This window comes from Nocardia sp. NPDC004340, from assembly GCF_053602575.1.
This window is the reverse complement of the sequence record NZ_JBSGDW010000010.1, coordinates 25,074-45,000: the sequence shown is the minus strand read 5'-3', so window position 1 is coordinate 45,000 and position 19,927 is coordinate 25,074. Positions and strand designations below refer to the sequence as shown.

Annotated in this window: 17 protein-coding genes; 11 read left to right on the top strand and 6 right to left on the bottom strand. The window is 69.8% G+C overall.

The annotated features are described in order from the left end of the window. Window positions 1-35: 35 nt before the first annotated feature. The 4 genes from ACWEOI_RS29855 to ACWEOI_RS29840 all read left to right on the top strand — a co-directional run bounded on the left by ACWEOI_RS29855 (window position 36) and on the right by ACWEOI_RS29840 (window position 7,503). Window positions 36-3,935: a Pls/PosA family non-ribosomal peptide synthetase gene (locus ACWEOI_RS29855; RefSeq protein WP_452361734.1), complete on the top strand. Its 3,900-nt coding sequence runs from the start codon at window positions 36-38 to the stop codon at window positions 3,933-3,935. Continuing rightward, entirely contained in the window at window positions 3,935-5,290 is a 1,356-nt protein-coding gene (locus ACWEOI_RS29850) for a M1 family aminopeptidase (RefSeq protein WP_433672995.1), read from the top strand. The genes ACWEOI_RS29855 and ACWEOI_RS29850 overlap by 1 nt, the downstream gene beginning before the upstream one ends. A 227-nt stretch (window positions 5,291-5,517) precedes the next feature. Further along, window positions 5,518-7,149: a DEAD/DEAH box helicase gene (locus ACWEOI_RS29845; protein WP_452361733.1), complete on the top strand. Its 1,632-nt coding sequence runs from the start codon at window positions 5,518-5,520 to the stop codon at window positions 7,147-7,149. 186 nt (window positions 7,150-7,335) lie between these two features. After that, the gene (locus tag ACWEOI_RS29840; protein WP_433672993.1) at window positions 7,336-7,503 is read left to right on the top strand and encodes a hypothetical protein; all 168 of its coding nucleotides are present in this window, start codon (window positions 7,336-7,338) and stop codon (window positions 7,501-7,503) included. A gap of 3 nt (window positions 7,504-7,506) precedes the next feature. Here ACWEOI_RS29840 and ACWEOI_RS29835 read toward each other — a convergent pair whose 3' ends face one another. Further along, window positions 7,507-8,364, bottom strand: a complete 858-nt coding sequence (locus tag ACWEOI_RS29835) for a phytanoyl-CoA dioxygenase family protein (RefSeq protein ID WP_433672992.1) — start codon at window positions 8,362-8,364, stop codon at window positions 7,507-7,509. A gap of 42 nt (window positions 8,365-8,406) precedes the next feature. On the opposite strand from ACWEOI_RS29835, the gene ACWEOI_RS29830 reads away from it, so the two are divergent. Continuing rightward, complete coding sequence (locus ACWEOI_RS29830) at window positions 8,407-8,982, top strand: TetR/AcrR family transcriptional regulator (protein WP_452361732.1); 576 nt, start codon at window positions 8,407-8,409, stop codon at window positions 8,980-8,982. Between the two features lie 28 nt (window positions 8,983-9,010). Here ACWEOI_RS29830 and ACWEOI_RS29825 read toward each other — a convergent pair whose 3' ends face one another. The 4 genes from ACWEOI_RS29825 to ACWEOI_RS29810 all read right to left on the bottom strand — a co-directional run bounded on the left by ACWEOI_RS29825 (window position 9,011) and on the right by ACWEOI_RS29810 (window position 13,593). Further along, the gene (locus ACWEOI_RS29825; protein ID WP_433672991.1) at window positions 9,011-9,667 is read right to left on the bottom strand and encodes an arsenate reductase/protein-tyrosine-phosphatase family protein; all 657 of its coding nucleotides are present in this window, start codon (window positions 9,665-9,667) and stop codon (window positions 9,011-9,013) included. A 358-nt stretch (window positions 9,668-10,025) separates the two neighbouring features. Continuing rightward, complete coding sequence (locus tag ACWEOI_RS29820; RefSeq protein WP_433672989.1) at window positions 10,026-10,997, bottom strand: AraC-like ligand-binding domain-containing protein; 972 nt, start codon at window positions 10,995-10,997, stop codon at window positions 10,026-10,028. Window positions 10,998-11,194: 197 nt separating this feature from the next. Continuing rightward, on the bottom strand, window positions 11,195-11,926 hold the full coding sequence (locus ACWEOI_RS29815) for a response regulator transcription factor (protein WP_452361731.1): 732 nt from the start codon (window positions 11,924-11,926) through the stop codon (window positions 11,195-11,197). Window positions 11,927-12,030: 104 nt separating this feature from the next. Further along, complete coding sequence (locus tag ACWEOI_RS29810; RefSeq protein WP_452361730.1) at window positions 12,031-13,593, bottom strand: sensor histidine kinase; 1,563 nt, start codon at window positions 13,591-13,593, stop codon at window positions 12,031-12,033. A 269-nt stretch (window positions 13,594-13,862) separates the two neighbouring features. On the opposite strand from ACWEOI_RS29810, the gene ACWEOI_RS29805 reads away from it, so the two are divergent. Further along, window positions 13,863-15,977, top strand: coding sequence for an ArnT family glycosyltransferase (locus ACWEOI_RS29805; protein WP_452361729.1), 2,115 nt, complete (start codon window positions 13,863-13,865; stop codon window positions 15,975-15,977). After that, window positions 15,974-16,606: a hypothetical protein gene (locus ACWEOI_RS29800; protein WP_452361728.1), complete on the top strand. Its 633-nt coding sequence runs from the start codon at window positions 15,974-15,976 to the stop codon at window positions 16,604-16,606. The genes ACWEOI_RS29805 and ACWEOI_RS29800 overlap by 4 nt, the downstream gene beginning before the upstream one ends. 9 nt (window positions 16,607-16,615) lie before the next feature. Here the strand turns inward: ACWEOI_RS29800 and ACWEOI_RS29795 are convergent, their stop codons facing one another. After that, the gene (locus tag ACWEOI_RS29795; RefSeq protein WP_433672984.1) at window positions 16,616-17,518 is read right to left on the bottom strand and encodes an oxygenase MpaB family protein; all 903 of its coding nucleotides are present in this window, start codon (window positions 17,516-17,518) and stop codon (window positions 16,616-16,618) included. A gap of 259 nt (window positions 17,519-17,777) precedes the next feature. Between ACWEOI_RS29795 and ACWEOI_RS29790 the strand changes: the two genes are divergently transcribed. From ACWEOI_RS29790 to ACWEOI_RS29775, 4 genes are read left to right on the top strand one after another with little or no spacing between them, the layout of a single operon-like run. After that, complete coding sequence (locus tag ACWEOI_RS29790) at window positions 17,778-18,002, top strand: hypothetical protein (RefSeq protein ID WP_452361727.1); 225 nt, start codon at window positions 17,778-17,780, stop codon at window positions 18,000-18,002. Then, on the top strand, window positions 18,003-18,191 hold the full coding sequence (locus ACWEOI_RS29785) for a hypothetical protein (RefSeq protein ID WP_433672983.1): 189 nt from the start codon (window positions 18,003-18,005) through the stop codon (window positions 18,189-18,191). It begins immediately after the preceding gene. Next, window positions 18,191-19,054, top strand: coding sequence for an ABC transporter permease (locus tag ACWEOI_RS29780; protein ID WP_433672982.1), 864 nt, complete (start codon window positions 18,191-18,193; stop codon window positions 19,052-19,054). The genes ACWEOI_RS29785 and ACWEOI_RS29780 overlap by 1 nt, the downstream gene beginning before the upstream one ends. Window position 19,055: 1 nt before the next feature. Then, window positions 19,056-19,919, top strand: a complete 864-nt coding sequence (locus ACWEOI_RS29775; protein WP_433672981.1) for an ABC transporter permease — start codon at window positions 19,056-19,058, stop codon at window positions 19,917-19,919. The last annotated feature ends 8 nt before the right edge of the window (window positions 19,920-19,927 follow it).

Below are 19,927 nucleotides of genomic sequence, written 5' to 3'. Positions count from 1 at the left end.
CGACGGATGGTTCCATGAGAGGTGGGCAGCACGTAATGCCGCGACCGCAGGCCGATATCGAGACAGACGCGAACCCGATGTTGCGGGCCGCCCTCGCGCCGCGAGCCCGCACCCTGGTCGACATTCTCGCCGCGACCGCCGCGGCGCACCCCGACGCACCCGCCATCGACGACGGCGAGGTGGAACTCGGGTACGCGGAACTGCTCGCGGAGATCGCCGTCGAGGTGGACCGGCTGGCCGCCGCGGGCGTGCGCGCCGGGGACCGGGTCGGCGTCCGGATGCCGTCGGGCACGCGCGGGCTGTACATCACCATCCTGGCCGTCCTGCACGCGGGCGCGGCCTATGTCCCGGTCGACGCCGACGATCCCGACGAGCGCGCCCGGCTGGTGTTCGGCGAGGCCCGCGTATCGGCCATCGTGACCGCCGCCGGCATCGAGACCACAAGCGTCCCACGCGAATCCGGCGACACGAGGACGCGACCGGCCGCCCCCGCCCCCGCCGACGACGCCTGGATCATCTTCACCTCCGGATCCACCGGCACCCCCAAAGGCGTTGCGGTGACCCATCGCAATGCCGCCGCCTTCGTCGACGCCGAAGCGAACCTGTTCCTCCAGCACGAACCGATCGGCCCCGGCGACCGGGTACTGGCCGGACTGTCGGTCGCCTTCGACGCCTCCTGTGAGGAGATGTGGCTTGCCTGGCGGCACGGCGCCTGCCTGGTCCCGGCCCCGCGCGCGCTGGTGCGCACCGGCGCGGACCTGGGTCCGTGGCTGGTACGCCGTGAGATCAGCATCGTCTCGACCGTCCCGACGCTGGCCGCCACCTGGCCCGCGGAGGCGCTGGAACCGGTGCGGCTGCTCATCTTCGGCGGCGAGGCGGTCCCGCCCGAGCTGGCCGAACGCCTGGCGGGCAACCAGGATTCCGAGCGTGAGGTGTGGAACACCTACGGCCCCACCGAGGCCACCGTGGTGGCGTGCGCGGCGCTGCTGGACGGCGGCTTCCCGATCCGCATCGGCCTGCCCCTGGACGGCTGGGACCTGACCGTCGTCGACGCCGCCGGAAACCCGGTGGGCGAGGGCGAATCCGGTGAGCTGGTGATCGGCGGCGTCGGCCTGGCCCGCTACCTCGACCCGGCCAAGGACGCCGAGAAGTACGCCCCGCTGGAATCGGTGGGCTGGGAACGCGCCTACCGCAGCGGCGATCTGGTCCGCAACGACCGCGAGGGCCTGGTGTTCCTGGGCCGCGCCGACGACCAGATCAAGCTCGGCGGCCGCCGCATCGAACTGGGTGAGATCGACAACGCGCTGCAGCATCTGCCGGGAGTGACCGGTGCGGCCGCCGCCATCCGGACCACCAAGGCGGGCAACAAGATCCTGGTCGGCTACCTCACCGGCCCCGACGCCGACTACGACCTGACCGCCGCCAGAACCAAACTGGCCGAACAGCTTCCGGCTCCCCTGGTGCCGCGCCTGGCCGTGGTCGGCGAACTGCCCACCCGCACCTCGGGCAAGGTCGACCGTGACGCCCTGCCCTGGCCGCTGCCCAAGGCGGTCGCCGCCACCCCCGAGGCCGGGCTCACCGAGACCCAGCGGTGGGTCGCCGGTCTGTGGGATTCGATCCTGGGCGCCGAGGTCACCGATCCCGACGCCGACTTCTTCGACCTGGGCGGCGGCTCCCTCGCCGCGGCCCAGCTGGTGGCGGCGCTGCGCGAACGGCATCCGCGCATCGCGGTGGCCGACCTCTACGACCATCCGCGCCTGGGCGCGCTGGCCGCCTTCCTGGACGGCTTCGCCCCGACCGAGACCGTCGAGGAGCGCGTGGTCCAGCCCGTACCGCTGTCCGCGCAGCTGTTCCAGGTGCTCGCCACCATCCCGCTCACCACCCTCACCGGTCTGCAATGGCTGACCTGGCTGGCCACCGTAGGCAATATCGCCGCCTGGTCGGGCTCGCTGCCGTGGCTGCCGCACCTGTCGTGGTGGTGGACCCTGGCGGCGTTCGTGCTGTTCATCTCCCCGCCCGGCCGGATGGCGCTGTGCGTCGCCGGGTCCCGGCTGCTGCTGCGCGGCGTCGCGGCCGGCACCTACCCGCGCGGCGGACTCGTGCACCTGCGGCTGTGGACGGCCGTGCGGCTGTCGGAGGCCAGCGGCGCGGAGAACCTGTCCGGCGCACCGTGGATGGTGCCGTTCGCCCGCGCGCTCGGCGCGACCGTCGGCAAGGGCGTCGACCTGCACACCCTGCCGCCGGTCACCGGCATGCTGCGGCTCGGCGACGGCTGCAGCATCGAACCCGAGGTCGACCTGGCCGGGTATTGGATCGACGGCGACGTGGTGCACATCGGCCCGATCGAGATCGGTCCCGGCGCGGTGGTCGGGGCGCGTTCGATGCTGCTGCCCGGCACCAGGATCGGCCGCAATGCCGAGATCGCGCCCGGCTCGTCGGTGTCGGGCAAGGTCAAGGCCGAACAGGAGTGGGCGGGCTCGCCCGCGGTGAAAGTCGGCCGGGCCCAGCACCGCTGGCCCGACGCCACCCCCGCGCGCGCCTCGCACTGGGTCGCCATCTTTGGCGTCACCTCCATGCTGCTGGCCTCGGTGCCGATCCTGGCCCTGGGCAGCGGCGGTCTGCTGATCGCCTGGTGGATTCGCGACACCCAGACGCTGACAGCGGGTTTCGGGCGCGCGTTCGCCATGCTGCCGGTCGCCATGCTGCTGGTGCTGGGCGTGTACGCGGCGGTCACCATCGTGTCGGTGCGGCTGCTGGCCATCGGGCTCACCGAGGGCCACCATCCCGTGCGCAGCCGCCAGGGCTGGCAGGCGTGGGCCACCGAACGCCTGCTGGATTCGGCGCGCACCTTCCTGTTCCCGCTCTACGCCAGCCTGCTGACCCCGGTGTGGCTGCGCCTGCTGGGCGCGAAGGTCGGCAAGCGCGTGGAGGTGTCGACCGTGCTGCTGCTGCCGAAGTTCACCGTGGTCGCCGACGGCGCGTTCCTGGCCGACGACACCATGGTCGCCAGTTACGAATTGGGCGGCGGCTGGCTGCGGATCGGTGAGGCCAAGGTCGGCAAGCGCGCTTTCCTCGGCAACTCCGGCATGACCGCGCCGGGCCGCCGGGTCCCCAAGAACGGCCTGGTCGCCGTGCTGTCGGCGGCGCCGTCGAAGGCGAAGGCAGGCTCGTCGTGGCTGGGCAGCCCGCCCATCCGATTGCGCCGCGCCGCCGAAACCGCCGACACCGCACGCACCTTCGACCCGCCCGCGCGACTGCGGATCGCCCGCGCGGTGGTCGAGACCTGCCGGTTGATCCCGGTGCTGGTGACCTTCGCCATCGGACTCGGCGTGCTGTTCGCCCTGGCCTGGCTGGCCCAGACCCTCGGCCATCTGCCCACCGCCCTGCTCAGCGGCCTGGTGCTGCTGACCGCGGGCGCGGTCGCGGGCACGTCCTCGGTCATCGCGAAATGGCTGCTGGTGGGCCGGATCGGCACCGAGGAGCATCCGCTGTGGAGTTCGTTCGTGTGGCGCAACGAGGTGGCCGACACCTTCGTCGAGCATGTCGCCGCACCGTGGTTCGCGCGGGCCGCCACCGGAACACCTGTCCTGAATGTCTGGTTGCGTGGACTCGGCGCGAAAATAGGCCGCGGGGTATGGTGCGAATCCTATTGGCTTCCGGAGGCTGACCTGGTGACACTCGGTGACGGCGCGACCGTGGAACGCGGCTGCGTGGTGCAGACCCATCTGTTCCACGACCGCATCATGGCCATGGACACCGTCACCCTCGGACCCGGCGCCACCCTCGGCCCGCACTGTGTCGCCCTGCCCGCCAGCGTGATCGGCGCGGGCGCCACCATCGGACCCGCCTCGCTGGTCATGCGCGGCGACAGCGTCCCGCCGTCCACCCGCTGGTGGGGCAACCCCATCGCACCCTGGCCGGACGGGAGCCGCTGATGGTGAATCCGATCGACGAACCCATCGACGATTACCTGCCGCAGAACGGGAATCGCGGCTACCGGGTCTCGCGCTACGACCTCGAGCTGGTCTACAAGGTCGCCAGCAACCGCCTGGCCGGGCGCGCCGACATCACCGCGGTGACCACCGGCGCGCGAGATCGCTTCGCGCTGGACCTGTCCCAGGCGCTGTCGGTGTCCAAGGTGCTGGTGAACGGCGCCAAGCCCGCCAAATACGCCCACCAGCGCGGCAAATTGGTGATCACCCCGCGCCAGCGCGTTCCCGCGGGCGGCGCGTTGGTGCTGACCGTGCAGTACGCGGGCCCGCCCACGCCGGTGCGCGGCCCGTGGGGCGAAGTCGGCTGGGAAGAGCTCACCGAGGGCGCGCTGGTCGCCAGCCAGCCCAATGGCGCGGCCTCCTGGTTCCCCTGCGACGACCACCCCAGTTCCAAGGCCAGCTACCGGATCTCGATCACCACCGACTCCCCCTACTACGCGCAGGCCAACGGCACCCTGGTGCGCAAACAGACCAAGGCCAGCCAGACCACCTGGGTGTACGAGCAGCCCGAACCCATGGCGACCTACCTGGCGACCATCCAGATCGGCCACTACCGCAAACAGCGGATCGACGCGCCGCGCGGATCGGTCCCGATGCAGGCGGTGCTGCCGCCGCGGCTGCGCCTGCCCTTCGAGCACGACTTCGCGCGCCAGCCGCACATGATGGAGGTCTTCTCCGAACTGTTCGGGCCCTACCCGTTCGAGGCCTACACGGTGGTGGTCACCGACGACGACCTCGAGATTCCCATCGAGGCCCAGGGCATTTCGGTGTTCGGCGCGAATCACTGTGACGGGCAACGCGGTTCGGAGCGACTGGTCGCGCACGAGCTGGCGCACCAGTGGTTCGGCAACAGCCTCACCATCCGGCGGTGGCGCGACATCTGGCTGCACGAGGGCTTCGCCTGTTACGCGGAATGGATCTGGTCCGCGGCCGCGGGCGGGCCGTCGGCCGATCAGCTGGCCCGCACCGCGCACCGCAACCTGGCGCGGCTGCCGCAGGACATCCTGCTCGCCGACCCGACCCCGGAGTTCATGTTCGACGACCGGGTCTACAAGCGCGGCGCGCTCACCCTGCACGCCCTGCGCCTGCAGCTGGGCGACGCCGCCTTCTTCGACCTGCTGCGCGCCTGGACCGCGCGGTACCGGCACGCCTCGGTGAGCACCGACGAATTCACCGACCTGGCCGGGCATTACAGCAACCAGTCGCTGCGGCCGTTCTGGGACGCCTGGCTGCACGCCCGACCGCTGCCGCCGCTGCCCGCACTCCCCGCGTACCGGACCGATTTCGAGGCCGGGTAGACTTCCAGCGAACACGTTGTTGATCATTGATGTGCCGGTGCGAACCGTCACACCAGCGTCGTAGATCGCTACAACTTCCAAGCAGCCCCCACTGCGCGGCTTAGCTTTCCTTACGGCGATCGATTTTGCCCACTGGCAATCTCGCCACCTTGTGCCCCCGGCGCGGACCCGAAGTCCGCCGCACGGCTCGGGCACGCACCCGATGCCCGAAAGGCACTGCAGCACTGATGACTTCTGCCCCGACCTCCTTCGCCGCCCTCGGCGTCCACGAGCCCCTGATCCGCGCGCTCACCGCCGCCGGGATCACCGAGCCGTTCCCGATCCAGGCCGGTACCCTGCCCGATTCGCTGGCCGGGCGCGACGTGCTCGGACGCGGAAAGACCGGCAGTGGAAAGACCCTGGCGTTCTCCATCCCGATGATCGACATGCTGGGCCGGGACCCGCAGCCGTGTGCGCCGAATCACCCCGCCGGGCTGGTTCTCGCGCCGACCCGCGAGCTGGCGACCCAGATCGCGGCCACCCTCGAGCCGCTGGCCGCCGCCTACCGCATGTCGGTGACCACGATCTTCGGTGGCGTGTCCCAGCACCGGCAGGTGCAGGCGCTGAAGAAGGGCGTCGACATCGTCATCGCCTGCCCCGGCCGCCTCGAGGACCTCATGCGGCAGGGCCTGATCAGCCTCGACGACGTCGAGATCACCATCATCGACGAGGCCGACCACATGGCCGACCTGGGCTTCCTGCCCGGCGTCACCCGCATCCTGGCCGCCACCCCGAGCGATGGCCAGCGCCTGCTGTTCTCGGCCACCCTGGACAACGGCGTCAACAAGCTGGTGCAGCGCTTCCTGCCCAACGCGGTGAAACACGAAGTCGACGAAGCGAATTCGCCGGTGGCTGCCATGACCCACCATGTGTTCGAGGTGCCCACCAACGACGCCAAGCGCGCGGTCGTGCACCGCCTCGCGTCCGGCACCGAGCGGCGAATCCTGTTCACCCGCACCAAGCATCAGGCCCGCAAGCTGGCCCGCCAGCTCACCACCGCCGGCATCCCGGCCGTGGACCTGCACGGCAACCTGACCCAGCCCGCCCGCGACCGCAACCTGGCGGCCTTCGCCTCCGGCGCGGCCAAGGTCCTGGTCGCCACCGACGTCGCCGCGCGCGGCGTGCACGTGGACGGCGTGGAACTGGTCGTGCACGTCGATCCGCCCGCCGAGCACAAGGCCTACCTGCACCGGTCCGGCCGTACCGCGCGCGCGGGCAATGACGGCGACGTCGTCACCCTGGTACTGCCCGATCAGCGGGGCGATCTCGCCGCGCTCATGCGCAAGGCCAAGATCACCGTCTCCCCGCAGTCGGTGACGCCCGACTCCCCGCAGGTGAGCCAGCTGGTCGGCGAGGTCGCCGCACTGGTTCCCGTCGCCGGCGGCGACACCGCCCCGGCCCGGGGCGAGGCGGCAGCTCCCGCACGCGGCTCGCGTCAGCCCCGCCAGCGCAACCGCCCGGTGGGCGACAAGCCCGCCGCGCCGCGCCGGCGCAAGTCGAGCGGCCGCGGCGACGAGGTGCGCAGCGACCGTCCGGCCGACCGCAAGCACGAGACCGTCAAGGACGGCCGTCCCGGCGGACGCACCGGCGGGCGGGCCGCCGGCAAGCCGCGCACGGCCTCGGGCGCTCCCGCGGCGTCGGGTCACGGCTCCCGTGGCGGCGAGACGGGCGGCAAGCCCGCGTCGCGCACCCGGTCGGATCGTCGTGCCGCGGCTCCGGCCCGTCAGCGCGACCACGGCCAGGGCGCTTCCGACACTGCGGGCGGCCGGTCCGGATCGCCGCGCACGGGCGGCGCGCCGCGTCGTCGCCGCAACGGCTGACGCACTCGGCACTACTCGTGGTTCTCGGCGCGACCGTTCTCCGGTCGCGCCGAGAATGTAACCTTTGTCCGTATCCACACGGCGTGGAATTTCTTACAGTTAATTGAGAGCAAGCAGCAGCCCGCTCCCACGCCGTGAATATGTTTCCACCGCCCCCGACGTCCACTCAGGGTGAGGAGAGAAGCAATGGTTACGCAGGCCCCACTGAGCGAATCGGTCACGGTCAAATTCGAGCGGGTGGACGATCACCGCTACAAGGTGTCGGTGACGCCGATCGACCGCCTGCAATGGCGGGTGGGGTACGCGCCGGATATGAAAGCCGCCGTGCAGCTGGCCCGCGAGCTCGCGAAATAGCCGCTACAGCGCCGGCGCGCCGGGTTCCAGCAGCCGCTTGGGGTGCATGCCGTCGACCTGCCCGATGAAGGGCGGGTGAATGCTGTAGCCGAGCATCCGGCGAATGTCCTCCGAGACCGCGCGCACGGTATCGCGGGTCATCGACAGGGTGAACGCCTCCTGCGGGCGCAGCCACGGCTCGCAATACTGCGCGGTGAGCGCGAGCCGCGGATTCGCGGACCGATTCGCGCCGCCGCCGTGCCACAGGGTGCCGCCGAAGAATACGCAGCTACCGGCCCGCATCACGACCGGTTCCCGCGGCGTCGATTCATCCGGGAGCTCGTCGCCCCACAATTGGCTGCCCGGCACCACATCGGTGGCGCCATTGTCGGCGGTGAAGTCGTCGATGGCCCAGATGGTCGCCGCTCCCAACGCCTTTCGCGGCCGCGGCAGCGGGTAGAAGCCGTCGTCGGTGTGCAGCATCTGCGCGGCCTCGCCGGGCTGGATATTGATCACCTGCAGCATGGACAGCAGATAGTTGGGCATGAACAGCCGGTCCAGCAGCGCCAGCACGCGCGGGTGGTCGGCGATGCGATCGCAGGATCGGGTCTTGTTCAGCACGCTGTAGACGCGCTGGGTGGAATGCCCCTCGAAGTTGTTGCGTCCGCTCCGATCCAGCAGTGGCGCAACGCTTTCCCGGATCTCGTCCAGTTCGGCCGCCGTCAGCAGGTCGGGCAGGATGACGTAGCCGTCGCGCTCGAGCGCGGCCAGATCCGCGTCGACCACCGCCGGGTCCACGGTCGCGCCGCTGCTGCCGGTGCGCCGATAGGTTCCGGCCAGATCACCGTCGAGATCCCGTAGCGAGGTCACCTTCGTGCTCATCGGGCCATCCTTTACATAACTGAGTTCTGTTATCCTCCGACTGTGGCACGAGCACCGATCGGACGTCAACAACTTCTCGACGCCGCGCGCGACGAACTGGTCCACGCCAACGGACTGCTGGAGCTGAGCGCGCTGACCCGCCGCACCGGCCTGAGCACCGGCGCGCTCTATCACCACTTCGGCTCGAAAGTCGGTCTGCTGGCGGCGATCTGGGACGACTTCTACGAAGGACTGAGCCGGGCCATCGCCGACGATCAGCTTCCCGACGGCGACTGGGCCACCCGCGAGCGTGCCCGCACGCACTGTTTCGTGGCCTATCACTTCGACCACCCGCTCGCGGCGCTGCTGCTCAATCGCGCCGCCCCCGATCCGGGCCTCACCGAGATCGAGGCCGTCTACATCCGCAATCTCGGTGACGCCGCGGCCGCCAATATCCGGCGCGGGCAGGCCACCGGCGAGATCCCCGCCGATATCGACCCCGACAGCGCGGGCGCGTACGTGATCGGCGGCCTACGCCACGGCATCGGGCAGCAGCTCCGCACCCACCCCCGGCCTGCGGTCGACCTGGCCGCGGAACGCCTGTGGCGCTTCACGGCCGCGACGCTGGAACTGTCCTAGAACCCGCGCGACACCCGGCGGAGCGAACTCAGGCCGCCAGCCCGAGGTTGGCGACGAGTCGGCGCACACGCTGCTCGATGTCGTCGCGGATGGCGCGGATCTCCTCGATCCCGCCCCCGGCGGGGTCGGGCAGCGGCCACTGCTCGAACCGATGCCCGCCGATGATCGGGTTGTCGTCACCGCAACCCATGTCGATCACCACATCGGCGGCCCGCATCAGCTCGTCGGACCACGGCTTCGGGAATTCGTCGGCGATGTCCACGCCGCGTTCGGCCATGGCCGCGATCACCAGCGGATGGATCGCCGCGCTCGGGGCCGAACCGCACGACCACGCGGCGGCCTGCTGCCCGGCCATGCTGGTGAAGAATCCGAGCGCCATCTGCGAGCGCCCGGCGTTCTGGGTGCAGACGAACAGGACCGTGGGCCCGGTCGGAGCGCCGTGCCCCCGCGTACGGGCCAGGGCGGTGAGCCGCTCGCGGGCGAACCGCTCGGCCAACGCCGGCAGCCGGTCCGTCGGTAGTCCGATGGCCGTGAGATGGTCCAGCGAACCGTCGAGGATGCGCTCGACCGTGGCGCGGTCCGCCGACGGTCCGAACTCGCCCATCAGCCGTGCCACCGCGTCACCCCGCGCGGCCGGTTCCGTGTCGGTGCCGGAAGGCAGGGCGGTGCCGGGATTCTCGTTCACGCTCACACTCCCTCCGCTCGAAATTCCAGCGTATCGCTGTTCACGACGTCCCGGCCGAACGCCGACCCCGACACGAGACCCGTTAATAGCCACACGCTATCGTCGATTGCGGTCGGACCGCCAGTCGATCACCCGGTCGCTCGCCGACTTCGCGGTGAGCGAATGCCCACATCCGAGCCGACAGTGTGACGACGGCCATTCCCCTGGCGTGTCCGCCGTCGCCCCAGCACTCAGACCAGAACAGGTGTCAACGGCTCGGTCACGGGGTCGAAATCGTTCGCGGACAGCATGGTCCGGAGGTTGTCGTCCTCCCGGGGTTCAGCTCTGAACCGCGGCCGCGGCGTAGGTCCGACCGCGGCTAGCGCGCCGGGCCCAGCTGGTCGCGGAACTGGCCGGGGGTCAGACCGGTCTCCTCGCGGAAGGCGCGGTAGAAGTGGCGGTCGGTGGAGAAACCGCAGGCGGCGGCGACCGCGGCCAGCGAGCGGGCGCGATCGGCGCGAATCAGGCGGCGGGCGTGCGCGATTCGGGTCCGGCGGATCAGGGCGCCCGGCTCGCCGAAACCCTCGCACACCCGGTAGAGGGTGCGGCGGGAGAGCAGGCAGGCGTGGGCGATCTCGTCAACCGTCAGGTCCGGATTGGTGAAGTTCTTGCGGATGTAGGCGAGAACCTGCTGGCGGGTGTAGAGCGAATCCGACGGGGCGGGTGTGCCGGTGCCGGTGGACAGCAGCAGGGCCGAGGCCATCATCCCGGCGGCGTCACCGCCGAATACGGTGACCGCGCGGGCGATATCGTCGGCGGGGAGTTCGGCCAGATTGCGGAAGAAGCCGGTGACCACGCCGAGGGCTCCGGTGGCGGGGACGGCGGTGGCGGTGGGCAGCTGTTCGCGGGTGAGGCCGGAGTGTTCGAGGACCAGGCGCATCGGGGCCCGGATCAGGGTGGACAGGCAATTGTCGGTGGTGCGGCTCTCGAGCGGCAGGCCGCTGTCGAAGAAGGCGATGGTGCCGGGCTTCGATTCGGCGGTGCGGCCACCCTGCTCGGTCCAATTCGTCCCTTTCAGAACGATATTCACGAGCAGGAAGTCACCGGTGGTCCGCGCCACCAGCTTCGGTGTCCGCAGAGCGCGTTGCGCACTGGCCTGCATGCGCGACACCGAGAATCCGTCGTATTGGGCCGATACCACGCGGCCGTGCCAGTGTCCGGTGCGCAATGGCTCGATGGCGGTCGGCGCGACAGCGTCCGACATCAGGGCTTCCCACTGTTCGAATGCCTGACGTGGCGACAGAGTCGAGGAGGACGAGACCTCGACGGCGCCGGAAACGGCATGGTCCACAGAGGCAATCCTCTCACCGGGATTCGCTCGGCAGTACCCCTTTTCCCGGGATATCTCACGGCATGGGAGAACCACTCAGGAGCAGTGCGGTCACTGTGCCGGGGCGCTCGATCCGGAGCGGCGATCCGCGATCTTTGTAGTGCCACAAGGGGGTTCGCGCCGAATCCCGATTCTCCGGGCGGTCGAGACAGGAACCTTCACGGTACGCCCGGCGACGCGGCGTAGGGCGAGTCGCGCAGCGTGTATCCGACTCCGCGCACCGTGTGAATCAGTGGCGGATGGTCGGTATCGATCTTGCGCCGCAGCTGACTGACGAACGTTTCGACCACCCGGTCGGCTCGCCCTTCCTCGGCCTGCCATACGCGGTCGAGGATCTGCCGCTTGCTCACCACCTTGCCCGCGTTGAGCATCAGGTACTGCAGCAGCTTGAATTCGGTGGCGGACAGCCAGATCAGTTCGCCGCCCCGGAACACCCGGTGGGTGTCGGCGTCGAGTTCCAGATCGGCGAAGCGCAGCCGGTCGGGCCCCTCGTCGTCGGCCGGTTTCGTGCGGCGCAGGATGGCGTGCAGCCGCAGCACGACTTCCTCGAGGCTGAACGGTTTGCTCACGTAGTCGTCGCCGCCGGCGCTGAGTCCGGCGATGCGGTCCTCGACAGCGTCGCGGGCGGTGAGGAACAGCACTGGCACCTCGCTGCCCGCGGCGCGCAGCCTGCGGGCGACGGTGAAACCGTCGAGGTCGGGCAGCATGACGTCGAGGATCATGACGTCGGGCGGCCGCCGGGTCGCGGCCTCCAGCGCGCCCCGGCCACTGTCGGCGGAGCTGACGTCGAACCCGCTCAGCCGCAGCGCGGAACAGAGCAGGTCGAGAATGTACGGCTCGTCGTCGACGACCAGCACGGTCGCCGCCGGCGTCGCGGCACGATCGCTCACGATGGTCACCTTAGGCGCTCCCGCACCGAATTCGTGCGCGCACTCGCGCCGCTCTGTGTCATACCGGCCATCCTCGGGGCCGGGCCCACCGGGCAAGCTCGGCGTCAGCTGGGCGTTTCCTGTGAACCGGCGGACGCGGTTCCGCACCGGTCCGAGAGCGGGAACACGATGCGGAAGAGTGTGCCCGCCCCGGGCCGGGTGAGCAGTTCGATCCGCGCGCCGTGCGCGGTCAGCACGGCGGCCACGATGGCCAGGCCCAGCCCGGAACCACCTGCGCGCGAACGGGATTCGTCGACACGATAGAAGCGGTCGAAGACGTGTCCGGCCTGTTCGAGCGGGATGCCGGGGCCGGTGTCGGACACCTCCGCGATCACCGCCGGACCGCCCGCCCGCAGGTCGGCCCCGGCCGCGGCGACCACTCCGGCCGCGTCCGGAACGGTGCCCGTGGCGATCCGGACGTCGATCTCGGCCGTTGCGGGCGTGTGCACGAGCCCGTTGCCGACCAGGTTGGTCAGCACCTGCCGCAGCCGATGCTCGTCCCCGGCCACGTGCACGGCGCCGTCGGGAAGCCGCAGCCGCACAACGCGTTCCGGCTGCCGGGCCAGCGCGTCGCGCACGATGTCCCCGGCCATGGCCGACAGGTTCACGTCGGTCAGGTCCAGCGGGCGTTGCTCATCCAGTCGCGCGAGCAGCAGCAGGTCCTCGACCAGCAGTCCCATGCGCGCGGCCTCGTTCTCGATGCGCCGCATCATGGTCGCGACCTGGCCGGGATTGGCCGCCCCGCCCATCCGGTACAGCTCGGCGTACCCGCGGATCGAGGTGAGCGGGGTACGCAGTTCGTGCGAGGCGTCGGCCACGAACAGCCGCATCCGCGCCTCGGATTCCCCGAGCCGGCGCATGCTGGTCGACAACCGTTCGAGCATCACATTGAACGCGGCGCCCAGCCGCCCGACCTCGGTGTGATCGTCGGTGTGCTCGACCCGCCGATCCAGATCCCCGGCCGCGATGGCCTCGGCGGTGTGCTCGATCCGTGAGAGCGGCCGCAGCCCGACCCGGACCACCCAGGTCGCCACGGCGGCCATCACCAGCACCAGCACCACACCGGAGAACAATTCGATGGTCCGCAATTCCCGGGCGGTCGCGTAGTAGCCGTCCAGCGGCATCACCACGGCCGCCGTCGCGCCCTGCGGCTGCATCCGGCTCGGCGGCTGCACCACCGTCCGCACCCGCCAGGGCGACCCGTGTGAGTCGTTCACCTCGAAGACCCGGTCACCGCGCGCGGCGACCGCCGCCTTGTCCATCGCGGGCAGCGACAACTCGACACCGCCGACACCGATCTGCCCCGACGGCGCGCCGGTGCTGTCGAAGAACAGGATCTGGAAGGTCGAAGGCAGTCCCTTCACCGGTTCGTCGGGCCGCGGCGGCGGGGGCGGACGGCTCTCGGTGGCCAGATCCCCCGCGACCCCGTTCAACTGCCCATCGATACGCGCCAATTCGGAGCGGCCGAGCATCGCCAGGGTGAGCACCCCGAACGCCGCCAGCCCCGCCGTGGCGATCACCAGCACCGACACCAGCAACCGGGTCCGCAGCGTCCACCGCCGCAGCCGGGGAAAACGACGTCCCGGGTCGGCTCCGGCGGACGGTGAGGCGACCGCTCGATCACGCACGACCCCACCTAAACACAGCCCGTCGACGGCCCACGCCGATCTCCCTTCCGCCGCGCCGCCGCGCGAACCGCCCCGACGCTAGACGCCGAACCTCAGGCGAACTCGAGAGTCCGGGTCGCCCCGGCCTGCCGGGCACTCGGTCGTGGTCCACACCGCGCTCCCAGCGGACTCCCAGATTCGGACGCCATTCGCCCCGAGCCGCGGCGAACAGGATCGGTTGCGACGACCGCGCCGCGATCACGGTGTCGCGGTGAGCGAAGGGACGGGATATGACATCGACAGCGTGGCGGCCGGAGGTGGCCGCGGCGGACCGACCGGCCGGGGGCGACGCCGGGCGGGGTGAAACACGGCTTGCCCGGGTGGTTTTCGGGCCGACCGGCCAACCCCGCTGGGCGCGACCGGGGTTGCTCGGACTGCTCGTGGTGACCGCGGTGCTCTACCTGAGGGATCTGACGAACTCGGGCTGGGCAAACGAGTACTACTCGGCGGCCGCCCAAGCGGGGTCGCAGAGTTGGAAGGCGTTGTTGTTCGGGTCGTTCGACGCCGGGAACGCCATCACAGTGGACAAGCCGCCCGCGGCGCTGTGGGTGATGGGATTGTCCGGGAAGCTGCTCGGATTCAGCCAGTTGTCGGTGCTGCTGCCGCAGGCGCTCATGGGTGTCGCGTCGGTTGGGCTGCTGGCGGCGACCGTGCGGCGGCTGAGCGGGCCGGGTGCGGGGTTGCTTGCCGGGGCCATTGCCGCGCTGACGCCCGTGGCCGTCTTGATCTTCCGGTTCAACAATCCGGATGCCTTGTTGGTGCTGTTGCTCGTCGCGGCCGCGTACTGCACGGTGCGCGCCATGCAGGCCACGGGCGACCGGGTGTGGTCCGCGCCGACCGGCTGGCTGATGCTCGCGGGTGTCGCGGTGGGATTCGGCTTCCTCACCAAGATGATGCAGGCGTTCCTGATCCTGCCCGGGCTGGGTCTGGCCTTCCTCATCGCCGCGAACAGCCCACTGCGGCAGCGGATCCGGGCGCTGGTCCTGGCCTGCGTAGCGGTCGTGGCATCGGCGGGGTGGTACATCGCCCTCGTGGATCTGTGGCCCGCGGAGTCGCGGCCGTTCATCGGCGGCTCCACCGACAACAGCCTGTGGCAGCTGGCGGTCGGCTACAACGGTCTGGGCCGGATCTTCGGCGGCAGCGGCAATATGGGCTCCGGCGGCCCCGGCGGGGGCGACGTACCCGAGGGCATGGGCGGATTCGCCGGGTTCAGTGGATCGCCCGGCCTCACCCGGCTTTTCAACAGCGCCATGGGCGGCGAGATCTCCTGGCTGCTCCCGGCCGCCCTGCTCGGGCTGGCCGCCGGACTCTGGCTCACCCGCCGTGCACCGCGCACCGACCCGACCCGGGCGGCCTTCGTCCTGTGGGGTGGCTGGCTGCTGGTCACCGGCCTGACCTTCTCCTACATGGGCGGCACGGTGCACCCGTATTACACCGTGGCGCTGGCTCCCGCGATCGGTGCGCTGGTCGCGCTGTCGGTGCGTGAATTGTGTTCGCGCAGAGCCCATCCCGCCGCCCGATCGACCCTGGCGGTGATGGCGGCAGGCACCGGGGCGTGGTCCTTCGTCCTGCTGAACCGCACCCCGGACTGGATGCCGTGGCTGCGCTGGACGGTGCTGGCCGGTTCGATCCTGGTGGCGCTGACCGTGATCGCCGGCACCCGGGAATCCCGCCGGTACGCCGCCGTCCTGGCCCTGGCGGGCGTGCTGTTCGGCCTCGGCGGCGCGAGCGCCTGGGCGATCTCGACCGCTGCCCATCCGCACAGTGGCGGCAATCCGCTGTCCGGATCGACCAGTCAGAGTTTCGGCCCGGGCGGTATGCCCGGCGGCGGACGCGGCGACGGCGAGCGACCCACGCCACCGGGCGGTACGAGTGGCTCCGCCCCCGAAGGGATTCCGACCGCTCAGAATGATGGGAGCCGCACCCAGCAAGGGGGCGAGACCCCGGGACAGCAAGGCGGAAGCGGCTCGCAGGACGGCGGGAACGGCCCGAGCTTCTCGTCCTCGACCGATACCGAGCTGGTGACCTTGCTCGAGCAGAGCGACGCTCGCTGGGCGGCCGCGACGGTCGGGTCGGGTTCGGCCGCGGGCCTTGCCCTGAACTCCGGCAAGTCGGTCATGGCGATCGGTGGTTTCACCGGTGGCGACGACTCCCCCACCCTGGCGCGGTTCCAGACCTATGTCTCCGAGGGTCAGGTCCGCTACTTCGTCGAGGGTGGAATGGCCATGGGCGGCAACGCCGATTCGAGCGGCTCGCAGATCGCCGCCTGGGTGAAGTCCCACTTCACCGCGATCACCGTCGGCGCAAGCACCGTGTACGACCTGTCCCGGCCGGTCACCGCGTGAGGGCCGATCGGACGCGCGGGCTGCGGCCGGGTCCCGCGGTCGAGCTCTACTTCGCCTCGGCCGCGAACAATCTCGCCGCCGCGGCCCGCACCCTGGAGGAGATCCTTCTCGACGCGGCCGACCCGCACGCGCTGCGGGTCCGGCTCTCGGCGTTCGAGCGGGTCAGCCGTCAGCTCACCGAGCAGTTGGTGCGCCTGCTCGTGGCCGGGCAGTTCGCGGTGCCCGACCGCACCGAGCTCTATCGGGTCGGCAGCCTGATCGACTACGCGGTCGATCGTCTGGAATCGGTGGGGCGGATGATCGAGATCCACTGTCTCACCGTCTTCCCCGACGAGGTGCTGCACCTGATCCGCCTCGGCGCCGACGCGGCGTGGGTGACGGCGCAGGGCCTCACCCTGGTCCGCCACCCGGTGGCGCTGCCGCCGTATTGGCTGGAATTGCACCGGATCTCGGAAAACGCGGATCACGCGCTGACCCGCCTCCGCGCCCGCCCGGACCGCGCGACGTGTCCCGCGGCGCTGAGTGACATCGGCTCCGAGCTCGCCGATCTCACTCACCTGCTGGCCGATTCGGCCCGCACCATGCGGGGCGTGACCGACCGCTGGAACAGTGTCCAGGGATCGGCCTGAGCCCGACGATCAGATCAACGCCTTGTGCACCCGCAGCCGACGGCGCACGTTGGCCATCATGCTGCGGGTGCCCGCGTTGCGAATGAACCGGGGAATGAAGCGGTTCACGAAGCCCACGAACACGAACAGGTGCTCGAAGCGGCGCTGGTCGGCGTCGGACCAGCTCACGCCGAGCTGCTCGCGGAAGTACGGGGGCAGGTAGCCGACGGTGAGGAAGCGCAGCAGACCGCCGAAGATCACCCGCAGATACCAGTGGATCATGCGCAGGTGCAGCAGGTCGTCGATGAAGGCGCGGATCTTCTCGTCGGCCGACACCTGCTCGCACGCCCGCACCCAGTACTCGTCGAATTCGGCGCGGGTGCCGGGCCACATCTCCTCGGTGACCTGGAGGGTGGTGCCCAGGGGCGCGGAGGTGGAGTAGAACGCCTCGGCCTGTTCGGGATTCATCTTCCCGTTGAGCAGCTGATACGAGTCCTCGAAGCCGATGTAGAGGCAGGCCGCGACCCACAGTTGCAGGTCGCGGTCGAAGGCGTTGTACCGGACCGCGGCCCCGGGTTCGGACTTCACCTGGCGGTGGGCGACATTGACCGCCTCCCGGAAGGCGACCTTCTCCTCGGGTGTACCGAGGATGGCGACCGCGAGGTAGGACGCGGTGGTGCGCAACCGTTTCCACGGGTGCACCATGAGCGCGCCGGAGTGCACCTTGCTGTCGGCCACGCCGTGCCCGACGCCGGGCCGCGCCATCTGCATGGCGACATTGGCGGCCGCGCCGGAGAACTGCCAGAAGTCCAGCGCGTCCTCGAGTTTCGGCGGGCGTTTGGTGTCGGCGCGGTGCACGCCGGGGATGTGGATGCGGGTCTGTTCGAGGGTGAGGGTGGCGTCGCCGGCCGGCTGCGGTGCCGCGATGGTCATGGATCTCCTTCGATCGGGCGCGGGCTATGTTACCGAGGATTCCGCAGCGCGGTCGCGGATTCAAGAGGGGAATCTTAAGTAACTTAAGCCCACCTGTGTTACCGCATTACCCCAGCATGAGATGGTGCATCGCCCCAATCTCATCCCCGAAGAAGATCTCCCGATTCTCTTCCATTCGCGAGAATGATGAGTAACATACGTCGCTGCGGCAGCTCGTGCACAGAGGCGCGGGTCGGGGACGTGAGAGGACGTTCGCAAGATGCTGAAACGGTTGGATCGCATACTGAGCTACGAGATGAAGGTGTCCGAATTCCTCGGGACGCTGATCATTCTGGCCATTCCCTACGGGCTGGTGGGAGTGGTGTGGACGCTCACCCACACCGCACATCTGAAGCAGTTGCACGGCCTCGACGTGATCGTCTCGTTCCTCGGGTCGATCGTGTGCTGGCCGGTGCTCACCTTCTCGAATGTGTGCATGACGTAGATGATGGTTCTGGTCTGGCTCATCGACATCCTGGTAATCGGGATCAAGATTCTCGGTGGGCGTATGAAAGTGAATCCCGTTCTGCGCATGGGCCTGTGGGTGGCCGTGCTGTGCACCGCGGCCGCCGGTCTCTCGGTGGCCGGTTATCTGCTGGTGCTGTTGCAGCGCTACCTCGAGGACATGGCCTGATGACGACACTCGAAAAGTCCTCCGGCGCACCGGAACCCTCCGAGCTGGAGCGCATGGGCCGCAGTGCCCGGCAATTGTGGCGTGATCATCCGCAGCGGTCCCTGGAAACCCTGGGGCGGCAGGTCGATCTGGGCCGCGACGCGCTGCGTCAGCTGGTGGTGTCGATCCTGTCGCGGCGGTTCCCGTACCGCGAGTTCATCAAGCAATGCGCCTTCATGACGAGCGTCTCGGCCGCGCCGACGGTGCTGGTGGCCATCCCGATCGCGGTGGTGGTGTCGATCCAGGTGGGCGCGTTGGTGAATCAGGTCGGCGCGACCACCTTCATCGGCGCGGTGGCCGGCCTCGGCATCATCCGCCAGGGCGCGCCGCTGGTCACCTCGCTCATGATCGCGGGCGCGGTCGGCTCGGCCATCACCGCCGACCTGGGCTCACGCACGATCCGCGAGGAGATCGACGCCATGATGGTGATGGGCGTGGATCCGGTGCGGCGGCTGGTCGCGCCGCGGCTGGCGGCGGCGGTGCTGGTGAGCATGCTGCTGTGCGGGTTCATCGTGTTCGTGGGCTTCGCGACGGCCTACATGTTCAACGTCTACGCCCAGTCGGGGACGCCGGGCTCGTTCATCGGCTCGTTCGCGTCCTTCGCGGTGGCCAACGACCTGGTGATCGCGGTGCTCAAGGCCGCCATCTTCGGGCTGCTGACCGCGGTGATCGCCTGCGATATCGGCCTGCACGCGCACGGCGGCCCGGGCGGGGTGGCCAATGCGGTGAACTCGGCGGTGGTGAGCTCGGCGCTGATGCTGTTCGCCACCAATATCGCGCTCACCCAGCTCTACAACACGCTGCTGCCGACGAAGGTGGTGTGAGATGGGCAGTCCCTACACTCCCCCGGCGCTCAAACCCGTTCGCCTGGCCGCGAACGTGGTGTCGGTGCCGGTGCAGGCCAATCAGCGCCTGGGGCATCAGGTCATCACCTTCTTCCAGGCCCTGATCGCGATTCCGTTCGTGCTCAAGCACTATCGCCAGGAGGTGCTGCGCCTGACCGCCGACGTCGGCTGGGGCAACGGCTCCCTGGTTGTGGGCGGCGGCACCATCGGCGTGGTGGTGGCGTTGTGCGGGTTCGGCGGCATCACCGTCGGCATGGAGTCGTTCACCGCGTTGAACCTGCTCACCATGAGCCCGCTGACGGGCGCGATCTCCGGTTTCGCGACCACCCGCGAGCTGGCCCCGATCATCGCGACCCTGGCGTTCGCGATCCAGGCCGGGTGCCGGTTCACCGCGCAACTGGGCGCCATGCGCATCTCCGAGGAGATCGACGCGCTGGAATCCATTGCCATCCGCCCGCTTCCGTACCTGATCAGCACCCGCATGATCGCCTCCACCCTGACCATCATCCCGCTCTACAGCGTGGGCCTGGCGGTGGCGTACCTGGCGACCAAGCTGTCGGTGCTGATCCTGGGCGGCACCACCGCCGGCACCTACGACCACTACTTCTTCCAGTTCCTGCTGGGACCGGACGTGTTCTGGTCGCTGCTCAAGGTCATGGTGTTCGTGATGATCTCGACGTTCATCCAGTGCTACTACGGCTTCGTCGCCACCGGCGGGCCCGAGGGCGTCGGGGTGGCGGCCGGGCGCGCCATCAAGATGGTCATCGTCGTCATGGTCTTCGTCAATCTCTTTCTGACCCTTGCGATCTGGGGCATCGACCCCGGCTTCCGCATCTCGGGATAGGTGTATCG